Source organism: Terrabacter sp. R4-6 (genome assembly GCF_057529065.1).
The window spans coordinates 508,464-532,528 of sequence record NZ_CP197224.1; the positions used below are offsets into that span (position 1 = coordinate 508,464).

The window sequence follows — 24,065 nt, forward strand, 5'->3', positions numbered from 1 at the left end:
GTGAACAACGTCGTCAAGCAGTCCCTCGCGGGCCTCCGGGCCATGCTCGTCCTCACCGTCCTGCTCGGGGTGCTCTACCCCGCCGTCGTGTGGGGTGTCGGCCAGGTCGTGGCGCGAGACCAGGCGGCCGGCTCGCTCGTCTCGTCCGGCGGCAGGGTGGTCGGCTCGAGCCTCATCGGCCAGCTGTGGCAGGGCGACGAGTGGTTCCACGGCCGCCCCTCGGCCAGAGCCTACGCCGGGGACACGAGCGGCGGCACCAACCTCGGGCCCGGGCCCGACCTCGACGCCGAGGTCGCGCAGCGCGGGCAGGCCGCCGCCCTCGACGCGACCAGCGCACCCGCCGACGCCCTGACGGCATCCGCCAGCGGGCTCGATCCGCACATCTCGCCGACGTATGCCGGAGCCCAGGTCGAGCGCGTCGCCGCAGCCCGTGGGCTCGACGTGACCCAGGTGCGGTCGCTCGTGGCTGAGCACACACGGGAGCGGGTGGCCGGCTTCCTCGGTCAGCCGCGCGTCGACGTCCTCGAGCTCAACCTCGCCCTCGCGCGCCTCACGGCGCCGAGCGCGGGGCGACCTGAGAGGATCGCCTCATGGGGCGTGGGTCGCTGCGGATCTATCTAGGGGCAGCACCGGGAGTCGGCAAGACGGTCGCCATGCTCGATGAAGGCCACCGCCGCCTCGAGCGCGGCACCGACGTCGTCGTCGGCTACGTCGAGACGCACGGGCGGTCCCACACGGCGGCCATGCTCGAGGGCCTCGAGGTCCTCCCTCGTCGCACGGTCGAGTACCGCGGCAGCCGGCTCACCGAGCTCGACGTCCCCGCGGTCCTCGCCCGACGTCCCCACGTGGTCCTCGTCGACGAGCTCGCACACACCAACGTCCGCAGCCGCGACACCACCGATGGCGGAGTCGCGGACGGTCCGGACGCCGGCCACGAGAAGCGGTGGCAGGACGTCGAGGAGATCCTCGAGGCCGGCATCGACGTCATCTCCACCGTCAACATCCAGCACCTCGAGTCCCTCAACGACGTGGTCGAGTCGATCACCGGCATCCGTCAGCAGGAGACCGTGCCCGACGAGGTGGTGCGCCACGCCGACCAGGTGCAGCTCGTCGACATGTCGCCCGAGGCCCTCCGCCGTCGCATGGCCCACGGCAACATCTACGGACCCGACAAGGTCGACGCCGCCCTCGCCAACTACTTCCGGGTCGGCAACCTCTCGGCGCTGCGCGAGATCGCCCTGCTCTGGCTCGCCGACCGGGTCGACGAGGCCCTCGAGCGCTACCGGGCCGACCAGGGCATCCTCGACCAGTGGCCCGCGCGCGAGCGCGTCGTCGTGGCGCTGACCGGCGAGACCGGGAGCGAGACCCTGCTGCGACGCGGCGCCCGGATCGCCACCCGGGCCGCCGGCGGGGATCTCATCGCCTGCCACGTCCGGTCCGCCGAGGGGCTGACCTCGACCGACCCTGCCGTGCTCGCTCGCCTGCACCGGCTGGCGCACGACCTCGGCGCGGAGTTCCACGACGTGTCGGGTCACGACGTGGCCGAGGCCATCCTCGACCACGCGCGAGGCGTCAACGCGACGCAGATCGTCGTCGGCGTGAGCCGACGTGGGCGCTGGCAGCAGATCCTCCGACCGAGCATCGCCTCCGAGGTCGCCGACGAGTCGGGCGACATCGACGTCCACCTCGTGTCGCACGAGGGCTCGAAGGTGGGCCGACGGCGGTCGCGCGCGACCGGCCTGCCCACCCGTCGGGTGGTCACCGGGCTGCTCCTCGCCGTCGTCGCCCTCGTCGCCCTGACGGGGGTCCTCGTCGCGACGCGAGAAGGTCACACCCTGTCGCTCGACCTGCTGCTCTACCTCGCCCTCACCGTGGTCTGCGCTCTCGTCGGCGGCATCTGGCCCGCGCTCTTCTGCGCCGTCGTCGGGTCGCTCGTCGTCAACTGGTTCTTCACCGAGCCGCGGGGCACCCTGACCATCAGCGACCCACCCAACGCCCTGGCGCTCGCCGTCTTCGTGCTCGTGGCCATGGCCGTCTCGTCGGTCGTCAACGTCGCCGCCCGCCGCACCGAACAGGCGATCTCGGCCGAGCGCGAGTCGTCGGCGCTCGCCGCGATGAGCCGTGACCTGCTCGCGGAGCCTCGGCCCCTGCCGGCCCTGCTCGACCGGGCGCGGGACGACCTCGGCATGCGGGCCGCCGTGCTCGCCGAGGTGCACCCCGACCGGCCCACGACCGTCGTCGCCTCGACCGACGCCGACCTGCCGGCGGGAAGCGTGCTCCCTGCCGGCACGGGCTGGGCGCTCGACGTCACCGTCGACGACGGCGTCCACCTGCTGCTCGACGGCCCTCCCGTGGCCGCGGAGGACCAGCGCGTCGTCAACGCCTACGCCGCGCACGCCGCGATCCTCCACGGACGCGAGCAGCTCGTCCGGGCCGCGCGCGAGGCCGCCGGGCTCGCGCGCGACAACGCCGCACGCACGACGCTCCTCGCCGCCGTCTCGCACGACCTGCGCACGCCTCTCGCGAGCATCAAGGCCGGCGTCTCGACGTTGCGCCAGGCCGGTCTCGACCTGACGGCCGAGGACGAGGCGGAGCTGCTCGAGTCGGTCGAGGAGAGCGCCGACCGCCTCGACGCCCTCATCGGCAACCTCCTCGACCTGTCACGCCTCGAGACCGGAGCCGTGCGCGCGCACCACCACTCCATCGACCTGCTCGACGCCGTCGTGTCGACGGTGCGCACCACGTCGGCGCCGCAGCGCGTCGAGGTCGACCTCAAGCCGGACCTCCCCCTCGTGCGGACCGACCTCGGGCTGCTCGACCGGGTGCTCGCCAACGTCGTCGAGAACGCCCTGCGGCACAGCGGCGACGCCGAGGTGCGCATCACCGCAGGTCGCATCGGCGACACCGTGCAGCTGCGGGTCGTCGATCGCGGGCCCGGGGTGTCCGACGCCGACAAGGAGCGCATCTTCGCCGCGTTCCAGCGCGTCGGCGATGCGCCCCAGGGCGACGGCCTCGGCCTCGGGCTCGCCGTCGCCCGAGGGCTGATGAGCGTCCTCGGCGGCTCGCTCGTGCCCGAGGACACCCCGGGCGGTGGGATCACCATGGTCGTCGAGCTGCCGCTCACCCCGACCCCGCACGCCCCGCCCGCCCCTTCGGTTCGAGGTGATGGCGGCAGGGACGTCGCGGCCGGCACCACCTCGACCGAGGCGACCGGAGCCACCGAGGCGACCAGGGCCACCGGGGCGACCGAGCCGGCCGACACCAAGGAGGACGCGTGACCCGAGTGCTCGTCGTCGACGACGACCCGCGGCTGCAGCGCACGCTGACGATCGCGCTGCGCGCCCACGGCAACGAGGTCGTCACGGCCGCCGACGGTCGCACCGCCGTGCAGTCGGTCCTCGAGGACGCGCCCGACGTCGTCATCCTCGACCTCGGGCTGCCCGACCTCGACGGCACCGAGGTGCTCCGCCGCATCCGCGCCGCATCGGTCGTGCCCGTCATCGTCCTGTCGGCACGGCACGAGTCCGACGACAAGATCGAGGCGCTCGACCTCGGCGCGGACGACTACGTCACCAAGCCCTTCGGCGTCGAGGAGCTCCTCGCCAGAGTGCGCGCCGCGGTGCGCCGCGGCGGTGACCTCGGGCGGCACCTCGGCCCCGTCGTCACCGACCACTTCGTCCTCGACTTCGCCGAGCGTCGTGCGACCGTCGACGGCGAGGAGGTCCGTCTGACGCCGACGGAGTGGCGGGTGCTCGAGGCTCTGTGTCGCGAGCCGGGCCACCTCGTCCAGCAGCAGGACCTGCTCCGGGCCGTGTGGGGCCCGTCCTACGGCCGCGAGTCGAACTACCTTCGCGTCTACGCCAACCAGCTGCGCCGCAAGCTCGAGCCCGACCCGGCGAACCCGAGCCACCTGGTCACCGAGCCCGGCCTCGGCTACCGCTTCAACCCCTGACCGTCGAAAGGCCACAAACCGGTGTGCCGCGCGAAGCGCGTCCCTCCCGGTTTGTGGCCTTTCGACGGTTGGGACGGGAAGACGTCGAGCCCTTCGGGTCAGTAGCGCTCGCGAGGGCCGCGGTCGGTGAGGTTCCAGGCGTCCTCGGACTCCTCGTCGTCCTCGTCGACGGTGCGCGTCATGTCGCCCGGCGTCCACCGGGCCGTCGGCACCGCGGTCGTCTCGTCCTCGTGGGCGCGCTGCTCGCCACGCTCGGCGACGAGGGCGGCCGTCCGCTGGGGCGCGGCCTCCTCCGGTTCATCGGTGTAGCCGGCCGACACGGCCGGGGGCTCCACGTCGACGGGCGGGGCGGCATACGGCTCCGCGGGCTCGATGATGTCGGCGAGGTCGTCGGCGTCGACGGGCTCGTTGGGGTGCGGCACGTCCTCACCACGCAGCAGCGCGAGCGTCTGCTCGAGGTCGTCCGGGCGCACGAGCACGTCTCGGGCCTTGGACCCCTCGCTCGGGCCGACGACACCGCGCGACTCGAGCAGGTCCATGAGGCGACCGGCCTTGGCGAAGCCGACGCGCAGCTTGCGCTGGAGCATCGACGTCGAGCCGAACTGCGTCGTGACGACGAGCTCGGTGGCCTGGAGCAGCACGTCGAGGTCGTCGCCGATGTCGTCGTCGATCTGCTTCTTCGGCGCCGCGACGGTGACGTTCTCGACGTAGTTGGGCTTGAGCTGGGTCGTGACGAACTTGACGACCTCGTGGATCTCGGACTCGTTGACCCACGCGCCCTGCACACGCATCGGCTTGCTCGCGCCCATCGGCAGGAAGAGCGCGTCACCCTGGCCGATGAGCTTCTCGGCGCCGGGCTGGTCGAGCACGACGCGGGAGTCCGCGAGCGAGGACGTCGCGAAGGCCATCCGCGAGGGCACGTTGGCCTTGATGAGGCCCGTGACGACGTCGACCGACGGCCGCTGCGTCGCGAGGACGAGGTGGATGCCGGCGGCGCGCGCGAGCTGGGTGATGCGCACGACCGACTCCTCGACGTCGCGCGGGGCGACCATCATGAGGTCGGCGAGCTCGTCGACGACGACGAGGAGGTACGGGTAGGTCGTGATCTGCCGCTCCGAGCCGGGCAGCGGCTTGACCTTGCCGGCGCGGACGGCCTTGTTGAAGTCGTCGACGTGCTTGAAGCCGAACGCCGCGAGGTCGTCGTAGCGCTGGTCCATCTCCTTGACGACCCACGCGAGCGCCTCGGCGGCCTTCTTCGGGTTGGTGATGATCGGCGTGATGAGGTGCGGGATGCCCTCGTAGGCCGTCAGCTCGACGCGCTTCGGGTCGACGAGGATCATCCGGACCTCCTCGGGCGTCGAGCGCATGAGGATCGAGGTGATCATCGAGTTGACGAAGCTGCTCTTGCCCGAGCCGGTGGCGCCGGCGACGAGCAGGTGCGGCATCTTCGCGAGGTTGGCGATGACGTAGGCGCCCTCGACGTCCTTGCCGACACCCATGACCATCGGGTGCTCGTTGGTGCGGGCCGTGTTGCTGCGCAGCACGTCGCCGAGCGACACGTTCTCACGGTCGAGGTTCGGGATCTCGATGCCGATGGCGGACTTGCCCGGGATGGGGCTGAGGATGCGCACGTCGGCCGAGGCCACGGCATACGCGATGTTCTTGGAGAGCGCGGTGACGCGCTCGACCTTGGTGCCCGAGCCGAGCTCGACCTCGTAGCGCGTCACCGTCGGGCCACGGGTGAAGCCGGTGACCGCGGCATCGATGTCGAACTGGTCGAAGACGTTGGTCAGCGACTCGACGACGCGGTCGTTGGTCTCGCTGCGCGTCTTGTGCGGCGGACCCGGCGTCAGCATCGAGTGGTCGGGCAGCTGGTAGGTGATGTCGCCGCCGAGGCTCAGCTGCTCGACGCGAGCGGGCAGGTCGGACATGGGCGGCGGGATGAGCTCGGCCTTGGGGCCGACCTTGCTCGTGTCGGGGGCGCCGAGGGTCTTGGGGTCGGTGGCGTCGATGACGCGCTCGGCGCCCTTCTCGCCGCCGGGGCGCGGGGCGAGCAGTCCGGGAGGCGTCGGGCGCTTCTCGCCGGGCCGCAGATGAGTGGTCGCCTCGTCCTCGAGGGCCTTCTGCGCGGCTTGGCGGAACGCCTCGTCGCCGTCACGGTCGGCGAGGTCGACGGCCTTGCGACGCGCGCGCTTGACCGCGGCGGCCGGGGCGTCGAGCGCCTCGTCGGGCTGCTCGTCGACGTGGTCGCGGTCGATGACCAGCGCGCGCAGCTGCCGCATGCGGGTCGGGATCATGTTGACCGGCGTCGCCGTGATGACGAGCAGGCCGAAGAGCCCGAGCAGGATGAGCAGGACGAGCGCACCGTAGGTCGAGACGGCCGCCGCGAGGGGGCTCGACGCGAGGAAGCCGAGGATGCCGCCGGCGGCGCGCATGCCGTCGGCGCCGTCGGGCGGGTTGGGGATGCCGTCGGCGAGGTGCGACAGACCGCACGCGGCGAAGGTCAGGGCGATGGTGCCGACGACGATGCGGTTGGTCGCCGCGTCGTCCTGGGGGGCGCGCAGCATGCGCAGGCCGAGCGCGAGCAGCACGAGCGGGACGGCGTACGCGACGCGGCCGAAGGTGCCGGCGAAGACGGCGTGCACGACCTGGCCGAAAGTGCCGGAGACGCCCCACCACTCACGGGCGGCGACGACGACGGCAAGCGCGATGAGGGCGAAGCCGATGCCGTCGCGACGATGCTCGGGCTCGAGGTCGGCGGCGCTGTGGCCGACGCGGCGCACCGCCCCCCCGGCCATGTGCGAGACCCCCATCCACGTGTTGCGCATCGCGCCGAGCGGGAAGGGGAGGCCTCCGCCCCGGGTCTTGGACGCCGTCTTGGCGGCGGGCTTGCGGGCAGCGGGCTTGCGCTGCGCCGGCCTCCCACCGCGTGCTGCCGGAGGGCGTGACGAGGCGCTGCCCGCGGACCCCTTGGCGCGGGTGGCCGCGGCGGAGCTCGAGCGCTGGCTGGTGGACGGACGTGACGCCATGCTGGCACCGTACGTCAACGCACCGATGAACTCACGCGTCACACGCGCAACAGGACCGATCAGTCGGACAGCGCTCTCCAGGGCTCACAGGGCTCTCGTATGCCGTGGGCGAACCTCCCGGGCACCGTGGGGACCGTCGTCGGGTGCCGCGGGGCGCACCTCGGGCCGGGCGGCGTCTCAGATCGCGACACCCGGGGACCGACCGGTGGACAGCCGGCGACCGTCCCGCCTATGGTCTTGCGCAGGTCATGAGTGCCAGTGACAAGCCCCGGCTCGCTGGCCAGCAACCCTCCTCCGCGGTGGGGTGCTCCGGGTGACGACCAGGCCGCCCTCGGTCCGCATGCGTCCTCGAGGTCGGCAAGCGCGGACCTGCACGAGGTGGGTCCCATGACCCAGGAGCACTCCCATGTCGGTCCTTCCCTCGACGCACCCCGCCGCCTCCCTCTGTGGAGGCTCCCCCGCACCGCTCATGCGCACCCGCGCCCTGCACGTCGTGCCGGAGGCGCGCACGCTGCCCACCGTCGTCGGCGCGGGTCTGCGCGTGCCGACGCTGCACGGCGACACGGCATACGCCAACCTCGACCACGCGGCCTCGACGCCGGCGCTCGAGACGGTCAAGGCGGCCGTCGACCGTGCCCTCGAGACCTACTCCTCCGTCCACCGGGGCGCCGGCTTCGCATCGCGGCTGACGAGCGCGTGGTACGAGCAGGCCCGCGCGGAGGTCGCCTCCTTCGTCGGCGCGCGCGAGGGCGACTCGGTCGTCTTCACCCGGACGACGACCGACTCCTGGGCGCTGCTGAGCAAGGCGCTGCCGAGCGGCACGACGGTCTTCGTCTTCGGCACCGAGCACCACTCGACCCTGCTGCCGTGGGGCCGCTTCCGCACCGTGCGCCTCCCCGTCCCGCAGACGGTCGAGGACGCGCACGCCCTGCTCGAGGAGGCACTGGCCGACCACCCGTCGCGCCACCGCCTCGTCGTCGTCGCGGCCGCCTCGAACGTCACGGGTGAGGTCTGGCCCGTCGAGCGTTTCGCCGCGCTGGCCCACGCGCACGGAGCCCGAATCGCCGTCGACGCGGCCCAGCTCTCGGCGCACCGCACCATCGACCTCGCCGCGTGGGACGCCGACTACGTCGCGTTCTCGGGGCACAAGACGTACGCCCCCTACGGCGCAGGCGTCCTCGCCGGGCGCTCCGACTGGCTCGACGCCGGCAACCCCTACCTGCTCGGCGGCGGCGCGACGCGCTCGGTGACCGAGGACGGCACGACGTGGGCGACCGGCCCGGCCCGCCACGAGGGCGGCAGCCCCAACGTCATCGGCGCCATCGCGCTCGCCGCGGCGTGCTCGACGATCAGCCGCCACCGCGAGGCGATCGAGGAGCACGAGACCCGCCTGCTCGAGCGGCTGCGCACCGGCCTCGACGACGTCGCAGGCGTCGAGGTCCTCTCGATCTTCGGCGACGACAGCGACCGCGTCGGCGTCGTGGCCTTCACCATCGACGGCTGGGACTCCTCGCTCGTCTCGCAGGTGCTCTCCGTCGAGCACGGCATCGGCGTGCGGGACGGCAAGTTCTGCGCCCACCTGCTCGTCGACGAGCTCCTCGAGGACCCCTGGGGCGAGCGCTCCGTCACCGCCGTCCGCGCCAGCATCGGCCTCGGCAGCACGCTCGAGGGGGTCGAGCGCCTCGTCGCCGCCGTCGCGCGCCTCGTCGAGCACGGCACCGACGCCGAGTGGACGCTCACCGAGACCGGTTGGGCGCTCGAGGGCACCGACCCACGCGACGTCGAGGTCGAGCGACCCTGGTGACCGCGGGCGTCTGCCGCTGATCGGGGTCGGTGTGTCAGCGCCTTCGGCCCGGCGGTCCGGGTTGTCGGTCGGGGAGGTCGGTCAGCGTGCCGGCAGCGCGTAGCTCGCCCAGACGGCGGCGTGGTCGGCCCGGTTGAAGGCCACCTGCCCGGCCGAGACGACCGTCAGCCCGCGGCTCAGCAGGTGGTCGAGCTGCACGAAGGCCGGGAGCCGGTTGCCCGCGAACGGCCAGGTGCGCACCCACCCCTGCCCGTCGGTGCGCTGCGCGTCACTGAGACCGGCGGCGAGGTCGCGGAAGCCCGGGTGGCCGAAGCCGGCGTTGAAGTCGCCGGCCATGACGACGAGCTCGTCGCCGTCGAGCCGCTGCTTCCACGACTCGAGCGCCCGCAGACCGGCGCGCCACTCGAGCGTGTCACCGCGCAACGGCGCCGCGGGGTGGGCGACCTTGAGGCGGACCGTGCCGTTGGGGACGGTCACGTCGACCTCGGGCTGGACGCTCTGGGTGCCCTCGATCGCCGGGTCGGTGCCGAGGCTGCGCACCGAGAGCGGGTAGCGCGAGAGCACCATCGTGCCGCTGGAGGTGTTGGCGCGGGCCACGCCCTCGCGCTGCGAGAAGTAGTCGCCGGCGCCCTCGGCGTCGAGCCGCCGCAGGATCGCCGGCGTGGCCTCGGTGAGGACGAGGACGTCGACCGAGTGGAAGCGCACGGCGTCCATGAGCTGGCCGGCGTTGGCCGAGCCGACCCAGACGTTGGCCGACATGACGGTGAGGTCGCGGTCGGCCTTGGACGAGGACGTGGCCCGGAAGGCGGGGGCCGCGACGGTCGCCGCCACGACGAGCGCGACGACGACCGGGGCCACCATCCACCACCGGCGCAGCACGAGCGTCGCCACAGTGAGCAGGCCCAGGCCGATGACGACGAAGGGTCCGGCCGTCTGGAGCACGACGACGACGTACGCCGTCGAGTCGTACCAGCGCAGCGCGCCGACCGCGACGAGCACGAGCAGGACGACGCCGATGACGACGTCGACCCAGCGCCGGCGCGGTCCCCGTCGCGCCGGCTCCGGCGTCGACGACCCGGCGGTCTCCCCGGTGTCCCCCGGCGGGTCGGCGGGCACGTCGTCGCCGTCGCCGGCGGGCCCGGTCCGCCGGGCGACCTCCTGCACCGTCACGTCAGGCCTGCAGCACGACCGGGATGATCATCGGCCGACGGCGGATCTTGCCGCCGACCCACGAGCCGACCGCGCGGCGGATGACCTGCTGGAGCTGCTGGTCGTCGCGCACACCCTTGGCCACGGCCTCCTCGACGGCCCGCTCGACCTTGGGGATGACCTGCTGGAAGATCTCGTCGGCCTCGACGAACCCGCGGGCCGTGATCTCGGGTCCGCTCGCGATCTTGCCGGTGGCCGCGTCGAGCACGACGACACAGGTGATGAAGCCCTCGTCGCGCAGGATCCGGCGGTCCTTGAGCAGGGCCTCGTCGGCGCCACCGACGCTGCTGCCGTCGACGTAGACGTAGCCGCACTCGACGACACCGGTCACCTCGGCGACCCCGTTGACCAGGTCGACGACGACGCCGTCCTCGGCAAGCACGACGTTGTCCTCGTGGACGCCGGAGGCGATGGCGAGCTGGGCATTGGCGTACATGTGCCGCCACTCGCCGTGCACGGGCAGGACGTTGCGCGGCTTGACGATGTTGTAGCAGTAGAGCAGCTCGCCGGCGCTGGCGTGGCCCGAGACGTGCACCTTGGCGTTGCCCTTGTGCACGACGGTGGCGCCGAGGCGCATGAGCCCGTTGATGATGCGGTAGACGGCGTTCTCGTTGCCCGGGATCAGGCTGCTCGCGAGGAGCACGGTGTCACCGGGGCCGACGTCGATGCGGTGCTCGCGGTTGGCCATGCGCGAGAGGGCCGCCATCGGTTCGCCCTGGGAGCCCGTGCAGATGAGGACGAGCTCGTCGTCCCGCAGGCTGTCGATCTTCTTGATGTCGATGAGGATGCCGTCGGGCACCCGGAGGTAGCCGAGCTCTGCGGCGATCCCCATGTTGCGCACCATCGAGCGTCCGACCATGGCGACCTTGCGGCCGGCCTTCTCCGCGGCGTCGAGCACCTGCTGCACGCGGTGCACGTGGCTGCTGAAGCAGGCGACGATGACGCGCCGCTGGGCGTGGCGGAAGACCTTGTCGATGGCCGGCGCGATCTCGAGCTCGGGCGTCGTGAAGCCGGGGACGTCGGCGTTCGTCGAGTCGGTGAGGAAGAGGTCGACCCCCTCCTCGCCGAGGCGGGCGAAGGCGCGCAGGTCGGTGAGGCGGCCGTCGAGCGGCAGCTGGTCCATCTTGAAGTCACCGGTGTGCAGCAGGGTGCCCGCCTCGGTGCGCACGAAGACGGCGAGCGCGTCGGGGATCGAGTGGTTGACCGCCACGAACTCGAGGTCGAAGACGCCGAGCTTCTCGCGCTGGCCCTCCTTGACCGCCATGGAGTACGGCCGGATCCGGTGCTCCTTGAGCTTGGCCTCGACGAGCGCGAGCGTCAGCGTGGAGCCGATGAGCGGGATGTCGCCCTTGAGCTTGAGCAGGTAGGGGACGGCGCCGATGTGGTCCTCGTGGCCGTGCGTGAGGACGATGGCCTCGATGTCGTCGAGGCGGTCGGCGATGTAGGTGAAGTCCGGGAGGATGAGGTCGACACCGGGGTGGTGGTCCTCGGGGAAGAGCACGCCGCAGTCGATGACGAGCAGCCTGCCCTTCGTCTCCAGCACGGCCATGTTGCGTCCGACCTCGCCGAGCCCGCCGAGCGCGACGACCCGCAGGCCGTTGTCGGGGAGGGCGGGGGGCGTGGTCAGCTCGGGGTGGGGGTGGCTCACAGGTGTCCTGTCATTCGGTGGTGCTGCCGGGCCGTCAGGGGCTCCGGTCAGAGGTCATGGGGCGGTCATCCCACCGCCGGGAGGGCCGCGAGGGCGGCGAGAGCGGCACGGACGAGGGCGGACTGCTCGTCGTCCGCGGGCACGAGCGGCAGGCGCACGGCCGTGGACTCGATGATGCCCTGCTCGGCGAGGCCGGCCTTGGCCATGATGGCGCCCTGGGTGACGTTCATGACGGCGTTGACGACGGGGGTGAGGCGTCGGTGCACGGCGCGGGCGTCGTCCCAGCGCCCGTCGACGACCGCGTCGGCCATCTCGCGGTAGGCCGCCGGGGCCACCTGGGACGTGACGCCGACGAAGCCCACAGCCCCGTTGACGAAGTGGCCGAGGTTCATGGCGTCGTCGCCGGAGTACCAGTCGAGGCCGGTCTCCTGCATCATCTCGCTCGCGAACCAGAGGTCGCCTCGGGCGTCCTTCACGGCGGTGATGCGGTCGTGCTCGGCGATGCGCAGGTAGGTCTCGCGCGCGATGGCGATGCCCGAGCGGCCGGGGATGTCGTAGACCATGACGGGCAGGTCGCTCGCGTCGGCGAGGGCCGTGAAGTGGGCGACGAGCCCGGCCTGCGGGGGCTTGTTGTAGTAGGGCGTCACGGCGAGCACCGCGTCGGCGCCGGCCTTCTGCGCGTGGCGCACCGACTCGACGCTCTTGGCGGTGTCGTTGCTGCCGGCACCGGCGATGACGACGCAGCGGTCGCCGACGGCCTCGATGACGGCGCGGAGCAGCTCGTCCTTCTCGTCGGACGAGGTGGTGGGCGACTCGCCCGTGGTGCCCGAGACGACGAGGCCGTCGTGGCCGGCCTCGACGAGGTGCGTCGCGACCCGCTGGGCGGCCTCGAGGTCGATCGAGCCGTCCGGCCGCATGGGCGTGACCATCGCCGAGAGAACACGTCCGAGGGCGGGTGCGTCAGCCATGGACCCAAGGTTAGCGCCCGGGCCCTCGCGCACGACGCCACGCCCACGCCGGACCCTCGAGCGGGCTCGAGGCGGGCACGAAAGAGGCGAGGCACTACTCGCTCGGGGGTCCGAGTAGTGCCTCGCCACCCCCTATATCGGCGGGGTCGCCGTCGCGTTACAGCCCGATCCGGGCATTTTTCCCCGAGATGGCGTGTGCCGCCTCAGCCGCGCCGCTCGTAGGTGACCCAGACGAAGCCGGGCTGCTCGTCGCGGGCGGTCTCGGTCCAGACGGCCGGGTCGATGACCGGGAAGGTGACCGAGCCCTCCGGGGATTGGTCGACCTCCGTCACGAGGAGGCGGACGGCATACGGCATGGCCTCGCGGTAGATCTCTCCCCCGCCGACGACGAAGACCTGGTCGGCGTCAGCCACGAGCGCGAGCGCCTCGGGGAGGGAGTGCGCGACCTCGACGCCGGGCGCGTTCCAGTCGCGCTGGCGGGTGACGACGACGCTGCGCCGGCCCGGGAGCGCCCCCATCGAGTCGAAGGTGCGCCGCCCCATGACCATCGGGTGGCCCATCGTCGTGCGCTTGAAGAACTTGAGGTCCTCGGACAGGTGCCACGGCATCGCCAGCCCGTCGCCGATGACGCCGTTGCGCCCGACGGCGGCGATCATCGTCACGTTCGGCAGCGCGGTGGTCATGGCGCCAAGGCTCCCAGACGCGGGTTCAGACGGCGATGGGGGCCTTGATGCCGGGCTCCGCGACGTAGTCGACGAGCTCGAAGTCATCGAGGTCGAAGTCGTCAATGTCGGTCTTGCCGGGCGTGATGCGCATCGTCGGCAGTGCGTGCGGTGTGCGGGTCAGCTGGAGGCGGGCCTGGTCGAGGTGGTTGAGGTAGAGGTGGGCGTCGCCGAGGGTGTGCACGAACTCGCCCGGCTCGAGGTCGGTCAGCTGGGCGACCATCTGCGTCAGCAGGGCGTAGCTCGCGATGTTGAACGGCACGCCGAGGAAGATGTCGGCGCTGCGCTGGTAGAGCTGGCACGACAGGCGTCGGCGGCCGTCGGGTCCGGGCGGCGAGACGTAGAACTGGAACATCGTGTGGCACGGCGGCAGGGCCATGTCGTCGACGTCGGCGACGTTCCAGGCCGAGACGATGAGGCGGCGGCTGTCGGGGTTGGTGCGGATCTGCTCGATGACCTTGGCGATCTGGTCGACGCGGCGACCGTCGGGCGTGGGCCAGGACCGCCACTGGTAGCCGTAGATGGGGCCGAGGTCGCCCGTCGCGGGGTCGGCCCACTCGTCCCAGATCGAGATCCCGCGCTCCTGGAGCCAGCGCACGTTGGTGTCGCCGCGCAGGAACCACAGCAGCTCGCCGATGATCGAGCGCAGGTGCAGCTTCTTCGTCGTCATGGCCGGAAAGCCATCGGCGAGGTCGAAGCGCATCTGGTGGCCGAACACGCTGAGCGTGCCCGTGCCGGTCCGGTCGGACTTCTCCTGGCCATGGGTCAGGACGTGGTCGAGGAGGTCGAGGTACTGCCGCACGTCGGCAACCTAACACCGACGTCCGACGCCGCTGCTCACCTTCCCAGCGCGGCGAAGACCTCGTAGACCATGAAGGCCGGCCAGAAGAGACCCTGGAAGACGGCAAGCAGGTACTCCCAGAGCTGGTCCGCCTGCTGCCAGAAGTAGACCAGGGCCCCGAAGATGCCCAGGCCGTAGATCGCGCCCCCACCCGCGGCGCCCGCGTTGTTGCTCATCTGTCACCGCCTCGCCTTCGACCCCAGTGTGCGCCGGTCGACCGCCGCCTGCGGGACATTCGGCAACTCCCGACCGGCGGGCTCAGGCGTCGTAGTCGAGGCTGACCTCGTCGGTCACCGGGTGGCTCTGGCACGCGAGGACGATGCCCGCCGCCACCTCCTCGGGCTCGAGCGCGTAGTTGCGGTCCATCCGCACCTCGCCGGACACGAGGCGGGCGCGACAGGTGCCGCACACGCCGCCGGTGCACGAGTAGGGCGCGTCGGGCCGGGCCCGCAGCGTCGCGTCGAGGATGGTCTCCTCGCGGCTCGGCATCGGGATGACCGTCGTGCGCCCGTCGAGGTTGACCGTGACCGTGGCCTCGGGGGGCGCCGCGGCATCGACGACGACCTTGCGCTTGGGCTCGGTGCCGTCGTCGACGTGGAAGATCTCGTGGTGGATGTGCCGCGGGTCGACGCCGCGCCCGGTCAGCAGCGCCTCGGCGCCGGTGACCATGCCGAACGGCCCGCAGAGGTACCACTCGTCGACGGAACCGACCGGCAGCAGCGAGCCGAAGATCGCCTCGAGCCGCTCGGTGTCGAGCCGGCCGTGGAAGAGCTCGACGTCCTGGGCCTCGCGTGACAGGACGTTGACGAGGTGGAAGCGCCCGGGGAAGCGGTTCTTCAGGTCCTCGAGCTCCTCGAGGAACATGATCGAGGACGTGCGCCGGTTGCCGAAGAGCAGCGTCGCGCGCGACCCGGGCTCCTCCTCCAGCGCCGTGGTCAGCAGCGAGAGGACGGGCGTGATGCCCGAGCCGGCCGCGATCGCGACGTGATGGCGTATGCCGTCCGGTCGGGTCGGGCACGTGAAGGAACCCTGCGGGGTCATGACGTCGACGACGACGCCGGGCCAGATCCCGTCGTTGAGCCAGTTCGACATGCGGCCCTCGGGCACGCGCGCGGCGGCGACCCGGAGGCTGCGACCGGCGGGGTCGGCCCGGCGTGACTGGCAGATCGAGTAGGACTGGCGCACGTCCTCGCCGCGGATGTCGGCGCGGAGCGTCAGGTGCTGGCCAGGCTCGAAGACGAACTCGTCGACGAGCTCCTCTGGCACGGTGAAGGTGACGGCCACGGCGTCGTCGGTGAGGCGCTCGACGGCGGCCACGGTGAGGGGATGGAAACGCGCCCGGTGGTGGCGTGCGGGAGCGCTCGGGGTGGTGACGTCGGTCATTCAGATGGCCTTGAACTCGTCGAAGGGCTCGAGGCACGCGTTGCACCGGCGCAGGGCCTTGCACGCGGTCGAGCCGAAGTGGGCGATCTCGGTCGTGTCGACGGAGCCGCAGCGCGGGCAGGCGACCACGTGGCGGCTCAGGGTCACGGCCACGGGGCCGTGCGGCTCCCCCGCCGGGACTGCGCCCGGGGGCGCGATCCCGAAGCGCAGCAGGGCCGCTCGTCCTTCGTCGCTCATCCAGTCCGTCGTCCAGGCCGGCGACAGCTGCGTGCGGACGTCGGCGGCATACCCCTGCCGTCCGGCCTCGAAGACGATGCGTGACGCGATGGCATCCATGGCCGGGCACCCGCTGTAGGTCGGGGTGATCGTCACGGCGACCGTGTGCGCCTCCTCGTCGACGTCGACGGCCCGCAGGATGCCGAGGTCGGCGATGCTGATCACGGGCACCTCCGGGTCGGGGATGCGCGAGATCGCCTCTGCGACAGCGGATTCCGCGACCACGGCGGTCACCACGTCGCGCCGGGGTGGGACCGCGCGATGTGCTGCATCTCGGCGAGGAGCGAGCCCATGGGGCGCGAGTGGATGCCGGCGCGGCCACCGCGTGAGCGCCACCGCGAGCCGTCGGGAAGCGTCAGCGTGCCCTGCTCGACGACGCGCGCGACCCGGGCCACGACGGCGTCGTGCAGGGTCGAGGGCAGGACGCCGACGCCGAGGTCGGCCGCGAGCACCGAGGCCTCGTCGTCGTCGAAGAGCTCGGCGAGGTGGGGCAGGACGCGCTCGAGCGCCGCCTGCATGCGGCGGTGGGACTCCTCGGTCCCGTCACCGAGGCGCACGACCCAGAGCGAGGCGTGGTCGAGGTGGTAGCGCACCTCCTTGAGCGCCTTGCCCGCGACGCCTGCCACGACGTCGTCGCCCGAGCCGGTCAGGGCGGTGTGCAGCTCGACCTGGTAGGCCGAGAACCACAGCAGCCGGGCCATCTCGTCGGCGAAGTCACCGCGCTCCTGCTCGACGAGGTGGACGTTGCGCCACTCGCGCTCGTCGCGCTGCATGGCGAAGTCGTCCTCGCCGCGACCGCTGCCGTCGATCGAGCCGATGTACGGGTAGAGCCCGCGCGCCTGCCCGAGGAGGTCGAGCGCGACGTTGCCGAGAGCCATGTCCTCCTCGATCTGCGGGGCGTTCGTCATCCACTCTCCGAGGCGCTGCGCGTAGACCATGGCGTCGTCGGCGAGCCCGACGAGGTAGGCGGCATACGGCTTGGCGCCGGGGTCGGCGCCGGTGTTCTCGGCGGCCCCGGGCAGGGGCTCACGCCGGGCGGACCCAGCGGCGGACGTCGCCGCGTCGGTAACGGGCTCGGTGACGGGCTCGGTGACGGGGGTCGTGCCGGTGTCGGTCGTCTGGCCGCTCACAGGTACTCGACATCCTCGGGCACGTCGTAGAACGTCGGGTGCCGGTAGATCTTGTCGCCGGCGGGGTCGAAGAACGAGTCCTTCTCGGACGGGCTGCTCGCCGTGACGTCGTCGGCCCGGACGACCCAGATCGAGACGCCCTCCTGCCGGCGGGTGTAGACGTCGCGGGCGTTGCGCAGGGCGAGCTCGGCGTCGGGCGCGTGGAGCGAGCCGACGTGCACGTGCGACAGGCCCCGCTTGCCGCGCACGAACACCTCCCAGAGCGGCCAGCTGCGCTCCCCCCGGGCAGGCTCGGACGGGGCCCCGGCACCGGTGGTCGGGGTGGTGGCTCCGCTCACGCGGCACTCTCCTCAGCGGTCGTCGTGTGCTTGGCGGCGTACGCGTTGGCGGCCTCCCGCACCCAGGCGCCCTCGTCGTGGGCGCGGCGGCGGTGCTCGATGCGCTCGGCGTTGCACGGGCCGTCGCCGCGCAGGACCTGCCAGAACTCGTCCCAGTCGATCTCGCCGAAGTCCCAGTGTCCGCGCTCCTCGTTCCAGCGCAGGTCGGGGTCGGGCAGGGTGAGGCCGAGCTTCTGGGCCTGCGGGACGGTCATGTCGACGAACTTCTGGCGGAGGTCGTCGTTGCTGAACCGCTTGATGCCCCACGCCATCGACTGCTCGGTGTGGCCCCCCTTGGCGGCCTCGCCGGTGTCGGGCGGGCCGAACATCGCGAGCGCGGGCCACCACCAGCGGTCGGCGGCGTCCTGGGCCATCGCCTGCTGCGCCTCGGTACCGCGCATGAGGTTCCAGAGGATCTCGAAGCCCTGCCGCTGGTGGAAGGACTCCTCCTTGCACACGCGGATCATGGCGCGGGCGTACGGGCCGTAGGAGCACCGACAGAGCGGCACCTGGTTCATGATCGCCGCACCGTCGACGAGCCAGCCGATGGCGCCGCAGTCGGCCCACGTCAGCGTCGGGTAGTTGAAGATCGAGGAGTACTTCTGCTTGCCGTCGTGGAGCCGGTCGAGCAGCTCCTGCCGGTCGATGCCGAGCGTCTCGGCCGCGGAGTAGAGGTAGAGCCCGTGCCCGGCCTCGTCCTGGACCTTGGCGATGAGGATGGCCTTGCGGCGCAGGGAAGGGGCGCGCGTGATCCAGTTGCCCTCGGGCTGCATGCCGATGATCTCGGAGTGCGCGTGCTGGGCGATCTGGCGGATGAGCGTCTCGCGGTAGTCGTCCGGCATCGCGTCGCGCGGCTCGATGCGCTGGTCGGCCGCGAGGAGGGCGTCGAAGTCGTCCCCGACGGCGTCCCGACCGTCCCGCTGGTCGTCGTGCTCGGCCGCCGCGTCGTAGGCGGCGGTCTCGGCCGCGTTCAGCGGTTCGTTCGGGTCGATGACGTCATTGCCATACATGAGTCCAGTATGCGAGATGGGACCGAGGGCGTCCAAAGCCGGGGTGTGCCGGGGTGGACAGCCGGCGCGTCCACGCCTGAGAGGATGCCGTGGTGGCACACGAGGACGCGAACACACGCGAGCACGACGACCAGCACGACCACGAGCACGAGCGGGGGCCGGTCGCAGACGCGTCGGTGCGGGTCGCGCGCGCGTCGGACGCCCCCGCGGTCGGCCTCGTCCAGGCCGTCGTGTTCCGGGACGCGTATGCCGCCGTGCTCGCGCCCGACGTGCTCGCGACCTTCGAGCCGAGGGCGTTCGCGAACGCCTGGCGCGCCACGCTCGAGGGCGAGAAGTCCGGGGACGGCGTGCTGCTCGTGGCCTGCGCCGGAGAGCAGGTCGTCGGCTTCGCCGCGGTGGGCGCGTCGGACGACGCCGACGCGAGCCCCGACACGGCCGAGCTCGGGGTGCTCGGGGTGCACCCCGACGCGCGGCGCCAGGGGCACGGCTCGCGCCTGCTGCACGCGGTCGTCGACACGGCACGTGCGCGTGGCCGCTCCGAGCTCTCTGCCTGGCTGCTGGCCACGGACGACGCCACGCGCGGCTTCCTCACGGCGGCCGGGATGGTGGCCGACGGTGCTCACCGCGAGCGCGTCGTGTCGCCGGACGGTGACACGGCCCGCGAGGTGCGCCTGTCGGCAGCCCTCGCCGACGAGACGTCCGGCACCACCGACTCCCCCATCGCCGACGTCAGGGCCCCGGAGGTCCCGTGACTGCGACCGTCGACCCGGGGGCACGACGGGCCGTCGTGCGCCAGAGCCTGTCGGTGGGTGTCGCCACCGGTGCCTACGGCATCAGCTTCGGCGCCCTCGCCGTCGCGGCCGGACTCGACACGTGGCAGGCCATGGCGCTGTCCCTGCTCATGTTCACCGGCGGGTCGCAGTTCGCGTTCATCGGCATCATCGCCAACGGCCTGCACGCCGCACCGGCAGCGATCGCGGCATCCTCGATGCTCGGCATCCGCAACGGCCTCTACGCCCTCGAGCTGACACACCTCCTCGGCGTCCGCGGCCCCCGGCGGGTGGCGGCCGCACACCTGACCATCGACGAGTCGACCGCCGTCGCCGTCGCCCAGGACGAGGTGGGCACGTCGCGGATGGGCTTCTGGCTCACGGGCGTCACCGTCTTCGTCCTGTGGAACCTCAGCACCTTCGCCGGCACCCTCGTCGGCGGCCACGTCGGCGACCCGCGCACCTACGGACTGGACGCTGCCGCGTGCGCCGCGTTCACCGCCCTGCTCTGGCCGCGCCTGCGCAACCGGGACGCCGTGGCGATCGCCGTCGTCGGCGCCGTCGTTGCGGTCGTGCTGTCGCCGACGATGCCGCCCGGCATACCCGTCGTGGCGGCCGCCGCGGCCTCGCTCCTGGCGTGGCGCACCCCGAGGCGGGAGCAGCCGTGAATTTGTGGACCGCGGTCATCGTCGCGGCCGCGATCGCCTTCGGCCTCAAGCTCACCGGTCATCTCGTGCCGGCGCATCTGCTCGACGCCCCACGCGTCCGCCGGATCACGGCCGCCCTGCCGATCGCGCTGCTCGCCGCCCTCGTCGCGACACAGGCGTTCACCGGTCCCGGGGGATCGTTCGTCCTCGATGCGCGGGCGGCTGCCGTGCTCGTCGCCGTCGTCGCGCTCCTGCTGCGCGCGCCGTTCATCGTCGTCGTCGTGCTGGGCGCTGCCACCGCGGCCTCCCTGCGCGCCCTGGGCTGGGCCTGAACGGTGGCGGATGCGGACGCCGTGCGAAGACTGGCCCTCGCGCTGCCCGGCGTCGAGGAGATCGCCAGTGCGGGCTTCGACTTCCGGGTCGGCGGGCACGGTTTCGTCTGGTCCTATCCCGAGCGCGTCCCGGGACAGCGGCGCGTCATCCGCACCGACATCGCGGTGCTCTACGTCGGCGACGAGGCGGAGAAGCAGGCCCTCGTGCTCGGTGAGCCGGACCTCTTCTTCACGACGCCCGCCTACGACGGCTCTCCGCTCGTCATGGTCCGGCTCGAGCACGTGGACACGGACCGGCTCGACGAGCTCGTGACCGACGCGTGGCGGATGCGAGCGCCCGCCGACCTGCTCGACGACTGAGGCGACCCTTCCGGGGCGGGCCCGCACGACACACGAACTCGGGCCCGACGCTGTCCCCGCCGCACGACCACCCCCGTACGGGCCGAGATGGTGTGTCCGGGCGACCCGCTTCAGGCGTGGGCGTCGCAGACGGGCTGGAGCGGGCGACCCGGCAGGTCCTCGCGGTTGTGCATCCGGCTCGTCGGGGTGCCACAGACGTGGCACGTCGCGAGGTGGGCCGCTCCGTCGCCGAAGCCCACGCTCATCCGTTCGTCGAAGACGTAGAGGTGGCCCTCCCAGAGCCCGCGGTGGCCCCGCTGCTCGCCGTAGCGCGCGATGCCGCCGTCCAGCTGGTAGACCTCCTCGAAGCCCCGCGAGCGCATGAGGCTCGTCAGCACCTCGCAGCGGATCCCGCCCGTGCAGTACGTGACGACGGGCCGACCCTTGAGCTCGTCCCACCGGCCGGCGTCGAGCTCGCGGACGAAGTCGCTCGTGTGACGGATGTCCGGCACGACTGCACCTCGGAAGCGGCCCACCTGCGCCTCGACGGCGTTGCGCCCGTCGAAGAGCACGACGTCGTCACCACGCTCGGCGACGAGGGCGTCCAGCTCGTCGGGGCTCAGCCGCTCGCCGCCCCCGACGATGCCCTGCTCGTCGACGACGACCTCGTCGGGCACCCCGAACGAGACGATCTCCTCGCGGGCCTTGACGACGAGCCGCGGGAAGTCGAGGCTCCGTCCCTCGGCGTCCAGCCCGGTGCCGTCGCTCCACTTCACGTCGATGTCGCGGAACGGCGCGTACTCCCTCGTCTTGCGGACGTACGTCTTGAGCACCGTCACGTCGCCACCGACCGTCGCGTTGATCCCGTGGCGCGACAGCAGGATCCGCCCGCGGAGGCCGAGTCCTTCGCAGAGGTCGCGCTGCCAGAGTCGGAGAGCCTCGGGGTCGGCGAGCGGGCGGAAGGCGTAGAAGAGGACGACCCTGGGGATGGCCATGTCGGTCTCGTCGCGTGCGCGGCGGCTCAGTCGAGGCCGAGGTAGTGCTCGAGCCCGACGGTCAGGCCCGGGTGGTCGGCGACGGCCCGCACCGCGGCGATGACGCCCGGCATGAAGCTGCCGCGGTCGAAGGAGTCGTGCCGCAGCGTCAGCATCTCCCCCGCGTTGCCGAGCAGCACCTCCTGGTGGGCGGTGAGACCGCGCAGCCGCACGGAGTGCACGGGTATGCCGTCCACCCGGGCGCCGCGGGCACCGTCGGGGTCGTGGGTCGTCGCGTCGGGCACCGGCGCGCAGCCGGCCTCGGACCGCGCCTGACCGATCATCGCCGCGGTGCGCGCGGCGGTGCCGGAGGGCGCGTCCACCTTCGCCGGGTGGTGCAGCTCGATGACCTCGACGGACTCGAAGAAGGGGGCGGCCTTGGCGGCGAAGGACATCATGAGCAGCGCGCCGATGGCGAAGTTCGGCGCGATGAGGACGCCGACCCCGGCACCGGAGGACGCCGGCGGCGCATCGGCGAGCTGGCCGCGGAGCGTCTCGAGTCGCGCGTCGTCCCACCCGGTCGTGCCGACGACGACGTGGACGCCGCGCTCGACGCAGTGGGCGACGTTGGCGGGCGAGGCTCCGGGGACGGTCAGCTCGATGGCGACCTCGGCCCCACCGAGGTCACCGAGGTCGTCACCCGACCCGTAGGCACCGACGAGGGTCATTCCGGAGGCGGACTCGACGGCGCGCACCGCCTCCGAGCCCATCCGGCCGGTCGCGCCGATGACGGCGACCCTGGTGTCGCGGGACGGCTGGCGTGTCGTGTCGCTCACGCGGCCAGCCTAACGAGGCCACAGGGCCTCGGGACGAGGCACACGGCATACGGACTCGTGCCTCACGATTCCCTGCTGGGAGTCGGCTGCGAGGCGCACACTGGAAGGGACCGAGGAAGTGGTTCGTATGTCCGTCCGTCCGCGAAGCTCCACCGTCGTGGGCCGGCTCCGTCGCCTGGCCCTGGCTCCTCTCGCGGCCATCGGGCTGATCGTCGGTCTCCTCGTCGCCCCCAGCGCCCAGGCGGCTGTCCTCTTCGGGCACGACCTCTCGTGGCCGCAGTGCCCGTCGAGCTTCCCGCCGACGTCCACGCAGTTCCTCGTCATCGGCCTGACCAACGGTCTGCCCTTCACCGAGAACCCCTGTGTCGCATCCCAGGCCGACTGGGCCGCGGACCACGCCAAGCCGACCCACGCCTACACCATGGCGGGATACCCGACCGCCGCCCAGCTGACGACCTACGGCGGCAGCGGACCGTGGTCGACCGCGACGCGCGCAGGTCGACTCAGCAACGTCGGCTACGCCGAGGCGATGTATGCCATCGCGACCGTGCGCGACGTCCCCGGCTGGGCGCCGCGGATGGTCTGGATCGACGTCGAGCCACGCGACACGGCGCCGCGACGGCAGCCCTGGCCCACGTCCACGACGCTGCAGCGCCTCGAGAACCGTTACGTCATCGAGGGGATCATGCGCGGTCTGCGGGCCGCGGGCTACTCCTACGGCGTCTACTCCAACGCCTCGGGCTGGCAGACGATCACGGGGTCCTGGTGGCTGCCCGGCGTCCCCGTGTGGGCGACGGCCGGCACCCTCGACTACCCGAACGAGGCGCTGGACAAGTGCACCCAGCCGAGCTTCTCCGGCGGCAAGGTCTACCTGTCCCAGTGGTGGGACGCGACGTGGGACTACGACCGCACGTGCGACCCGTACGCCTTCACCCGCCTCCCGGTGGCACCCGCGTCCCTCTCGGGCGGGACCGCTGACTTCAACGGCGACTGGAACAACGACGTGCTGGCGCGCTGGACCGCGACCGCGGCCCTCAAGCTCTACGCCGGCACGGGCACGGGGAGTTTGTCACTCGGCGCCCAGATCGGCACCGGCTGGGGTGGCATGTCCGCGCTCGAGACGCCCGGCGACCTGAGCGGCGACGGCGCGCAGGACGTGCTCGCCCGCGAGACGTCGACCGGCGACCTGTGGATGTACAAGGGCAACGGCGCGGGCGGATGGCGCCTCCCCCGCGTGCGCGTCGGGACTGGCTGGCAGGTCATGAACGCCATCGTCGGCGTCGGCGACCTCACCGGCGACGGTCGGATGGACATCGTGGCCCGCCGGGCCACCACCGGAGAGCTCTATCTCTACCCCGGCACGGGCAGTGGCGGCTGGAAGCCCAGGTCGAGCCTCGGCACCGGGTGGAACCGCTACAACGTCCTCGTCGGGCCGGGTGACGTCACCGGCGACGGGCGGCCCGACCTGCTGGCCCGGGAGACGTCGACCGGCATCCTCTGGCTCGTGCCGGGGACCAGCACGAGCACGCTGGGCACCCGCGTCCAGATCGGCACCGGCTGGAACGGCATGACCGCGCTGATGAGCCCCGGTGACCTCAACGGCGACCGCGTGCCCGACGTGCTGGCCCGCGACTCGAGCGGCCGGCTGTGGCTCTACCCGCGGACCGCCGCCGGCGGCTGGAGCCCGCGAGTGCTCGTCAGCACCGGCTGGAACATCGTCAACGCGATCTTCTGACCCGGACGACGGGGCGGCCCGCCACCCCTGAGGGGTGACGGGCCGCTTCGTGACCTGGACGGGTCGACCGGGGCCGACTCGCG

General features: G+C 72.3%; 23 protein-coding genes and 1 riboswitch. Of the genes, 9 read left to right on the forward strand and 14 right to left on the reverse strand.

The window, feature by feature from the left end:
• The 3 genes from kdpC to ACSSS0_RS02450 are packed head-to-tail and all read left to right on the forward strand — an operon-like array spanning position 1 to position 3,952.
• Complete coding sequence (gene kdpC / locus ACSSS0_RS02440; RefSeq protein WP_487229924.1) at positions 1 to 621, forward strand: potassium-transporting ATPase subunit KdpC; 621 nt, start codon at positions 1 to 3, stop codon at positions 619 to 621.
• Positions 591 to 3,278, forward strand: coding sequence for a DUF4118 domain-containing protein (locus tag ACSSS0_RS02445; protein ID WP_487229925.1), 2,688 nt, complete (start codon positions 591 to 593; stop codon positions 3,276 to 3,278). The genes kdpC and ACSSS0_RS02445 overlap by 31 nt, the downstream gene beginning before the upstream one ends.
• Complete coding sequence (locus ACSSS0_RS02450; protein ID WP_487229926.1) at positions 3,275 to 3,952, forward strand: response regulator transcription factor; 678 nt, start codon at positions 3,275 to 3,277, stop codon at positions 3,950 to 3,952. The genes ACSSS0_RS02445 and ACSSS0_RS02450 overlap by 4 nt, the downstream gene beginning before the upstream one ends.
• A gap of 98 nt (positions 3,953 to 4,050) precedes the next feature.
• Here the strand turns inward: ACSSS0_RS02450 and ACSSS0_RS02455 are convergent, their stop codons facing one another.
• Positions 4,051 to 6,981 (reverse strand): FtsK/SpoIIIE family DNA translocase, encoded by a 2,931-nt coding sequence (locus ACSSS0_RS02455; protein WP_487229927.1) that lies wholly within the window; start codon positions 6,979 to 6,981, stop codon positions 4,051 to 4,053.
• Between the two features lie 244 nt (positions 6,982 to 7,225).
• A riboswitch (SAM riboswitch) is annotated at positions 7,226 to 7,351 on the forward strand.
• Positions 7,352 to 7,387: 36 nt separating this feature from the next.
• Between ACSSS0_RS02455 and ACSSS0_RS02460 the strand changes: the two genes are divergently transcribed.
• Positions 7,388 to 8,785: an aminotransferase class V-fold PLP-dependent enzyme gene (locus tag ACSSS0_RS02460; RefSeq protein WP_487229928.1), complete on the forward strand. Its 1,398-nt coding sequence runs from the start codon at positions 7,388 to 7,390 to the stop codon at positions 8,783 to 8,785.
• A gap of 81 nt (positions 8,786 to 8,866) precedes the next feature.
• Here ACSSS0_RS02460 and ACSSS0_RS02465 read toward each other — a convergent pair whose 3' ends face one another.
• The 11 genes from ACSSS0_RS02465 to paaA all read right to left on the reverse strand — a co-directional run bounded on the left by ACSSS0_RS02465 (position 8,867) and on the right by paaA (position 18,349).
• Positions 8,867 to 9,955: an endonuclease/exonuclease/phosphatase family protein gene (locus tag ACSSS0_RS02465; RefSeq protein WP_487229929.1), complete on the reverse strand. Its 1,089-nt coding sequence runs from the start codon at positions 9,953 to 9,955 to the stop codon at positions 8,867 to 8,869.
• A gap of 1 nt (position 9,956) precedes the next feature.
• Positions 9,957 to 11,642, reverse strand: a complete 1,686-nt coding sequence (locus ACSSS0_RS02470; protein WP_487229930.1) for a ribonuclease J — start codon at positions 11,640 to 11,642, stop codon at positions 9,957 to 9,959.
• Positions 11,643 to 11,707: 65 nt separating this feature from the next.
• Positions 11,708 to 12,610, reverse strand: coding sequence for a 4-hydroxy-tetrahydrodipicolinate synthase (gene dapA, locus ACSSS0_RS02475; protein WP_487229931.1), 903 nt, complete (start codon positions 12,608 to 12,610; stop codon positions 11,708 to 11,710).
• Between the two features lie 203 nt (positions 12,611 to 12,813).
• On the reverse strand, positions 12,814 to 13,293 hold the full coding sequence (locus ACSSS0_RS02480; RefSeq protein WP_487229932.1) for a dihydrofolate reductase: 480 nt from the start codon (positions 13,291 to 13,293) through the stop codon (positions 12,814 to 12,816).
• 25 nt (positions 13,294 to 13,318) lie between these two features.
• Positions 13,319 to 14,134 carry a thymidylate synthase gene (locus ACSSS0_RS02485; protein ID WP_487229933.1) on the reverse strand — a complete coding sequence of 272 codons (816 nt, stop codon included), beginning with the start codon at positions 14,132 to 14,134 and terminating at the stop codon, positions 13,319 to 13,321.
• 35 nt (positions 14,135 to 14,169) lie between these two features.
• Positions 14,170 to 14,349: a hypothetical protein gene (locus ACSSS0_RS02490; protein WP_487229934.1), complete on the reverse strand. Its 180-nt coding sequence runs from the start codon at positions 14,347 to 14,349 to the stop codon at positions 14,170 to 14,172.
• Between the two features lie 82 nt (positions 14,350 to 14,431).
• Positions 14,432 to 15,556, reverse strand: a complete 1,125-nt coding sequence (paaE, locus tag ACSSS0_RS02495) for a 1,2-phenylacetyl-CoA epoxidase subunit PaaE (protein ID WP_487229935.1) — start codon at positions 15,554 to 15,556, stop codon at positions 14,432 to 14,434.
• Positions 15,557 to 16,057, reverse strand: a complete 501-nt coding sequence (gene paaD / locus ACSSS0_RS02500; RefSeq protein ID WP_487229936.1) for a 1,2-phenylacetyl-CoA epoxidase subunit PaaD — start codon at positions 16,055 to 16,057, stop codon at positions 15,557 to 15,559.
• A 5-nt stretch (positions 16,058 to 16,062) separates the two neighbouring features.
• Positions 16,063 to 16,962 carry a 1,2-phenylacetyl-CoA epoxidase subunit PaaC gene (paaC, locus tag ACSSS0_RS02505; protein WP_487229937.1) on the reverse strand — a complete coding sequence of 300 codons (900 nt, stop codon included), beginning with the start codon at positions 16,960 to 16,962 and terminating at the stop codon, positions 16,063 to 16,065.
• Positions 16,959 to 17,300 (reverse strand): 1,2-phenylacetyl-CoA epoxidase subunit PaaB, encoded by a 342-nt coding sequence (paaB, locus tag ACSSS0_RS02510; protein WP_487229938.1) that lies wholly within the window; start codon positions 17,298 to 17,300, stop codon positions 16,959 to 16,961. The genes paaC and paaB overlap by 4 nt, the downstream gene beginning before the upstream one ends.
• On the reverse strand, positions 17,297 to 18,349 hold the full coding sequence (gene paaA / locus ACSSS0_RS02515) for a 1,2-phenylacetyl-CoA epoxidase subunit PaaA (protein ID WP_435985478.1): 1,053 nt from the start codon (positions 18,347 to 18,349) through the stop codon (positions 17,297 to 17,299). Before paaA ends, paaB begins: the two co-directional genes overlap by 4 nt.
• Positions 18,350 to 18,441: 92 nt before the next feature.
• On the opposite strand from paaA, the gene ACSSS0_RS02520 reads away from it, so the two are divergent.
• The 4 genes from ACSSS0_RS02520 to ACSSS0_RS02535 are packed head-to-tail and all read left to right on the forward strand — an operon-like array spanning position 18,442 to position 20,458.
• Positions 18,442 to 19,101, forward strand: coding sequence for a GNAT family N-acetyltransferase (locus tag ACSSS0_RS02520; protein WP_487229939.1), 660 nt, complete (start codon positions 18,442 to 18,444; stop codon positions 19,099 to 19,101).
• Entirely contained in the window at positions 19,098 to 19,787 is a 690-nt protein-coding gene (locus ACSSS0_RS02525; protein WP_487229940.1) for an AzlC family ABC transporter permease, read from the forward strand. Before ACSSS0_RS02520 ends, ACSSS0_RS02525 begins: the two co-directional genes overlap by 4 nt.
• Complete coding sequence (locus ACSSS0_RS02530; RefSeq protein ID WP_487229941.1) at positions 19,784 to 20,098, forward strand: AzlD domain-containing protein; 315 nt, start codon at positions 19,784 to 19,786, stop codon at positions 20,096 to 20,098. Before ACSSS0_RS02525 ends, ACSSS0_RS02530 begins: the two co-directional genes overlap by 4 nt.
• Positions 20,099 to 20,119: 21 nt before the next feature.
• Complete coding sequence (locus ACSSS0_RS02535; RefSeq protein WP_435985474.1) at positions 20,120 to 20,458, forward strand: MmcQ/YjbR family DNA-binding protein; 339 nt, start codon at positions 20,120 to 20,122, stop codon at positions 20,456 to 20,458.
• A 110-nt stretch (positions 20,459 to 20,568) separates the two neighbouring features.
• Here the strand turns inward: ACSSS0_RS02535 and trhO are convergent, their stop codons facing one another.
• Both trhO and dapB read right to left on the reverse strand, forming a co-directional pair.
• Complete coding sequence (gene trhO, locus ACSSS0_RS02540; RefSeq protein ID WP_487229942.1) at positions 20,569 to 21,432, reverse strand: oxygen-dependent tRNA uridine(34) hydroxylase TrhO; 864 nt, start codon at positions 21,430 to 21,432, stop codon at positions 20,569 to 20,571.
• A 26-nt stretch (positions 21,433 to 21,458) separates the two neighbouring features.
• Positions 21,459 to 22,247 (reverse strand): 4-hydroxy-tetrahydrodipicolinate reductase, encoded by a 789-nt coding sequence (gene dapB / locus ACSSS0_RS02545; RefSeq protein ID WP_487229943.1) that lies wholly within the window; start codon positions 22,245 to 22,247, stop codon positions 21,459 to 21,461.
• 127 nt (positions 22,248 to 22,374) lie between these two features.
• Between dapB and ACSSS0_RS02550 the strand changes: the two genes are divergently transcribed.
• Positions 22,375 to 23,982, forward strand: a complete 1,608-nt coding sequence (locus tag ACSSS0_RS02550) for an FG-GAP-like repeat-containing protein (RefSeq protein WP_487229944.1) — start codon at positions 22,375 to 22,377, stop codon at positions 23,980 to 23,982.
• The last annotated feature ends 83 nt before the right edge of the window (positions 23,983 to 24,065 follow it).

Bases quoted from the DNA above. Each gene is read 5' to 3' on its own strand.
- ACSSS0_RS02445 (WP_487229925.1), top strand. From the start codon at position 591: ATGGGGCGTGGGTCGCTGCGGATCTATCTAGGGGCAGCACCGGGAGTC.
- ACSSS0_RS02455 (WP_487229927.1), bottom strand. From the start codon at position 6,981: ATGGCGTCACGTCCGTCCACCAGCCAGCGCTCGAGCTCCGCCGCGGCC.
- ACSSS0_RS02460 (WP_487229928.1), top strand. From the start codon at position 7,388: ATGTCGGTCCTTCCCTCGACGCACCCCGCCGCCTCCCTCTGTGGAGGC.
- dapA (WP_487229931.1), bottom strand. From the start codon at position 12,610: ATGGCTGACGCACCCGCCCTCGGACGTGTTCTCTCGGCGATGGTCACG.
- ACSSS0_RS02480 (WP_487229932.1), bottom strand. From the start codon at position 13,293: ATGACCACCGCGCTGCCGAACGTGACGATGATCGCCGCCGTCGGGCGC.
- ACSSS0_RS02490 (WP_487229934.1), bottom strand. From the start codon at position 14,349: ATGAGCAACAACGCGGGCGCCGCGGGTGGGGGCGCGATCTACGGCCTG.
- paaE (WP_487229935.1), bottom strand. From the start codon at position 15,556: ATGACCGACGTCACCACCCCGAGCGCTCCCGCACGCCACCACCGGGCG.
- paaA (WP_435985478.1), bottom strand. From the start codon at position 18,349: ATGTATGGCAATGACGTCATCGACCCGAACGAACCGCTGAACGCGGCC.
- trhO (WP_487229942.1), bottom strand. From the start codon at position 21,432: ATGGCCATCCCCAGGGTCGTCCTCTTCTACGCCTTCCGCCCGCTCGCC.
- ACSSS0_RS02550 (WP_487229944.1), top strand. From the start codon at position 22,375: ATGTCCGTCCGTCCGCGAAGCTCCACCGTCGTGGGCCGGCTCCGTCGC.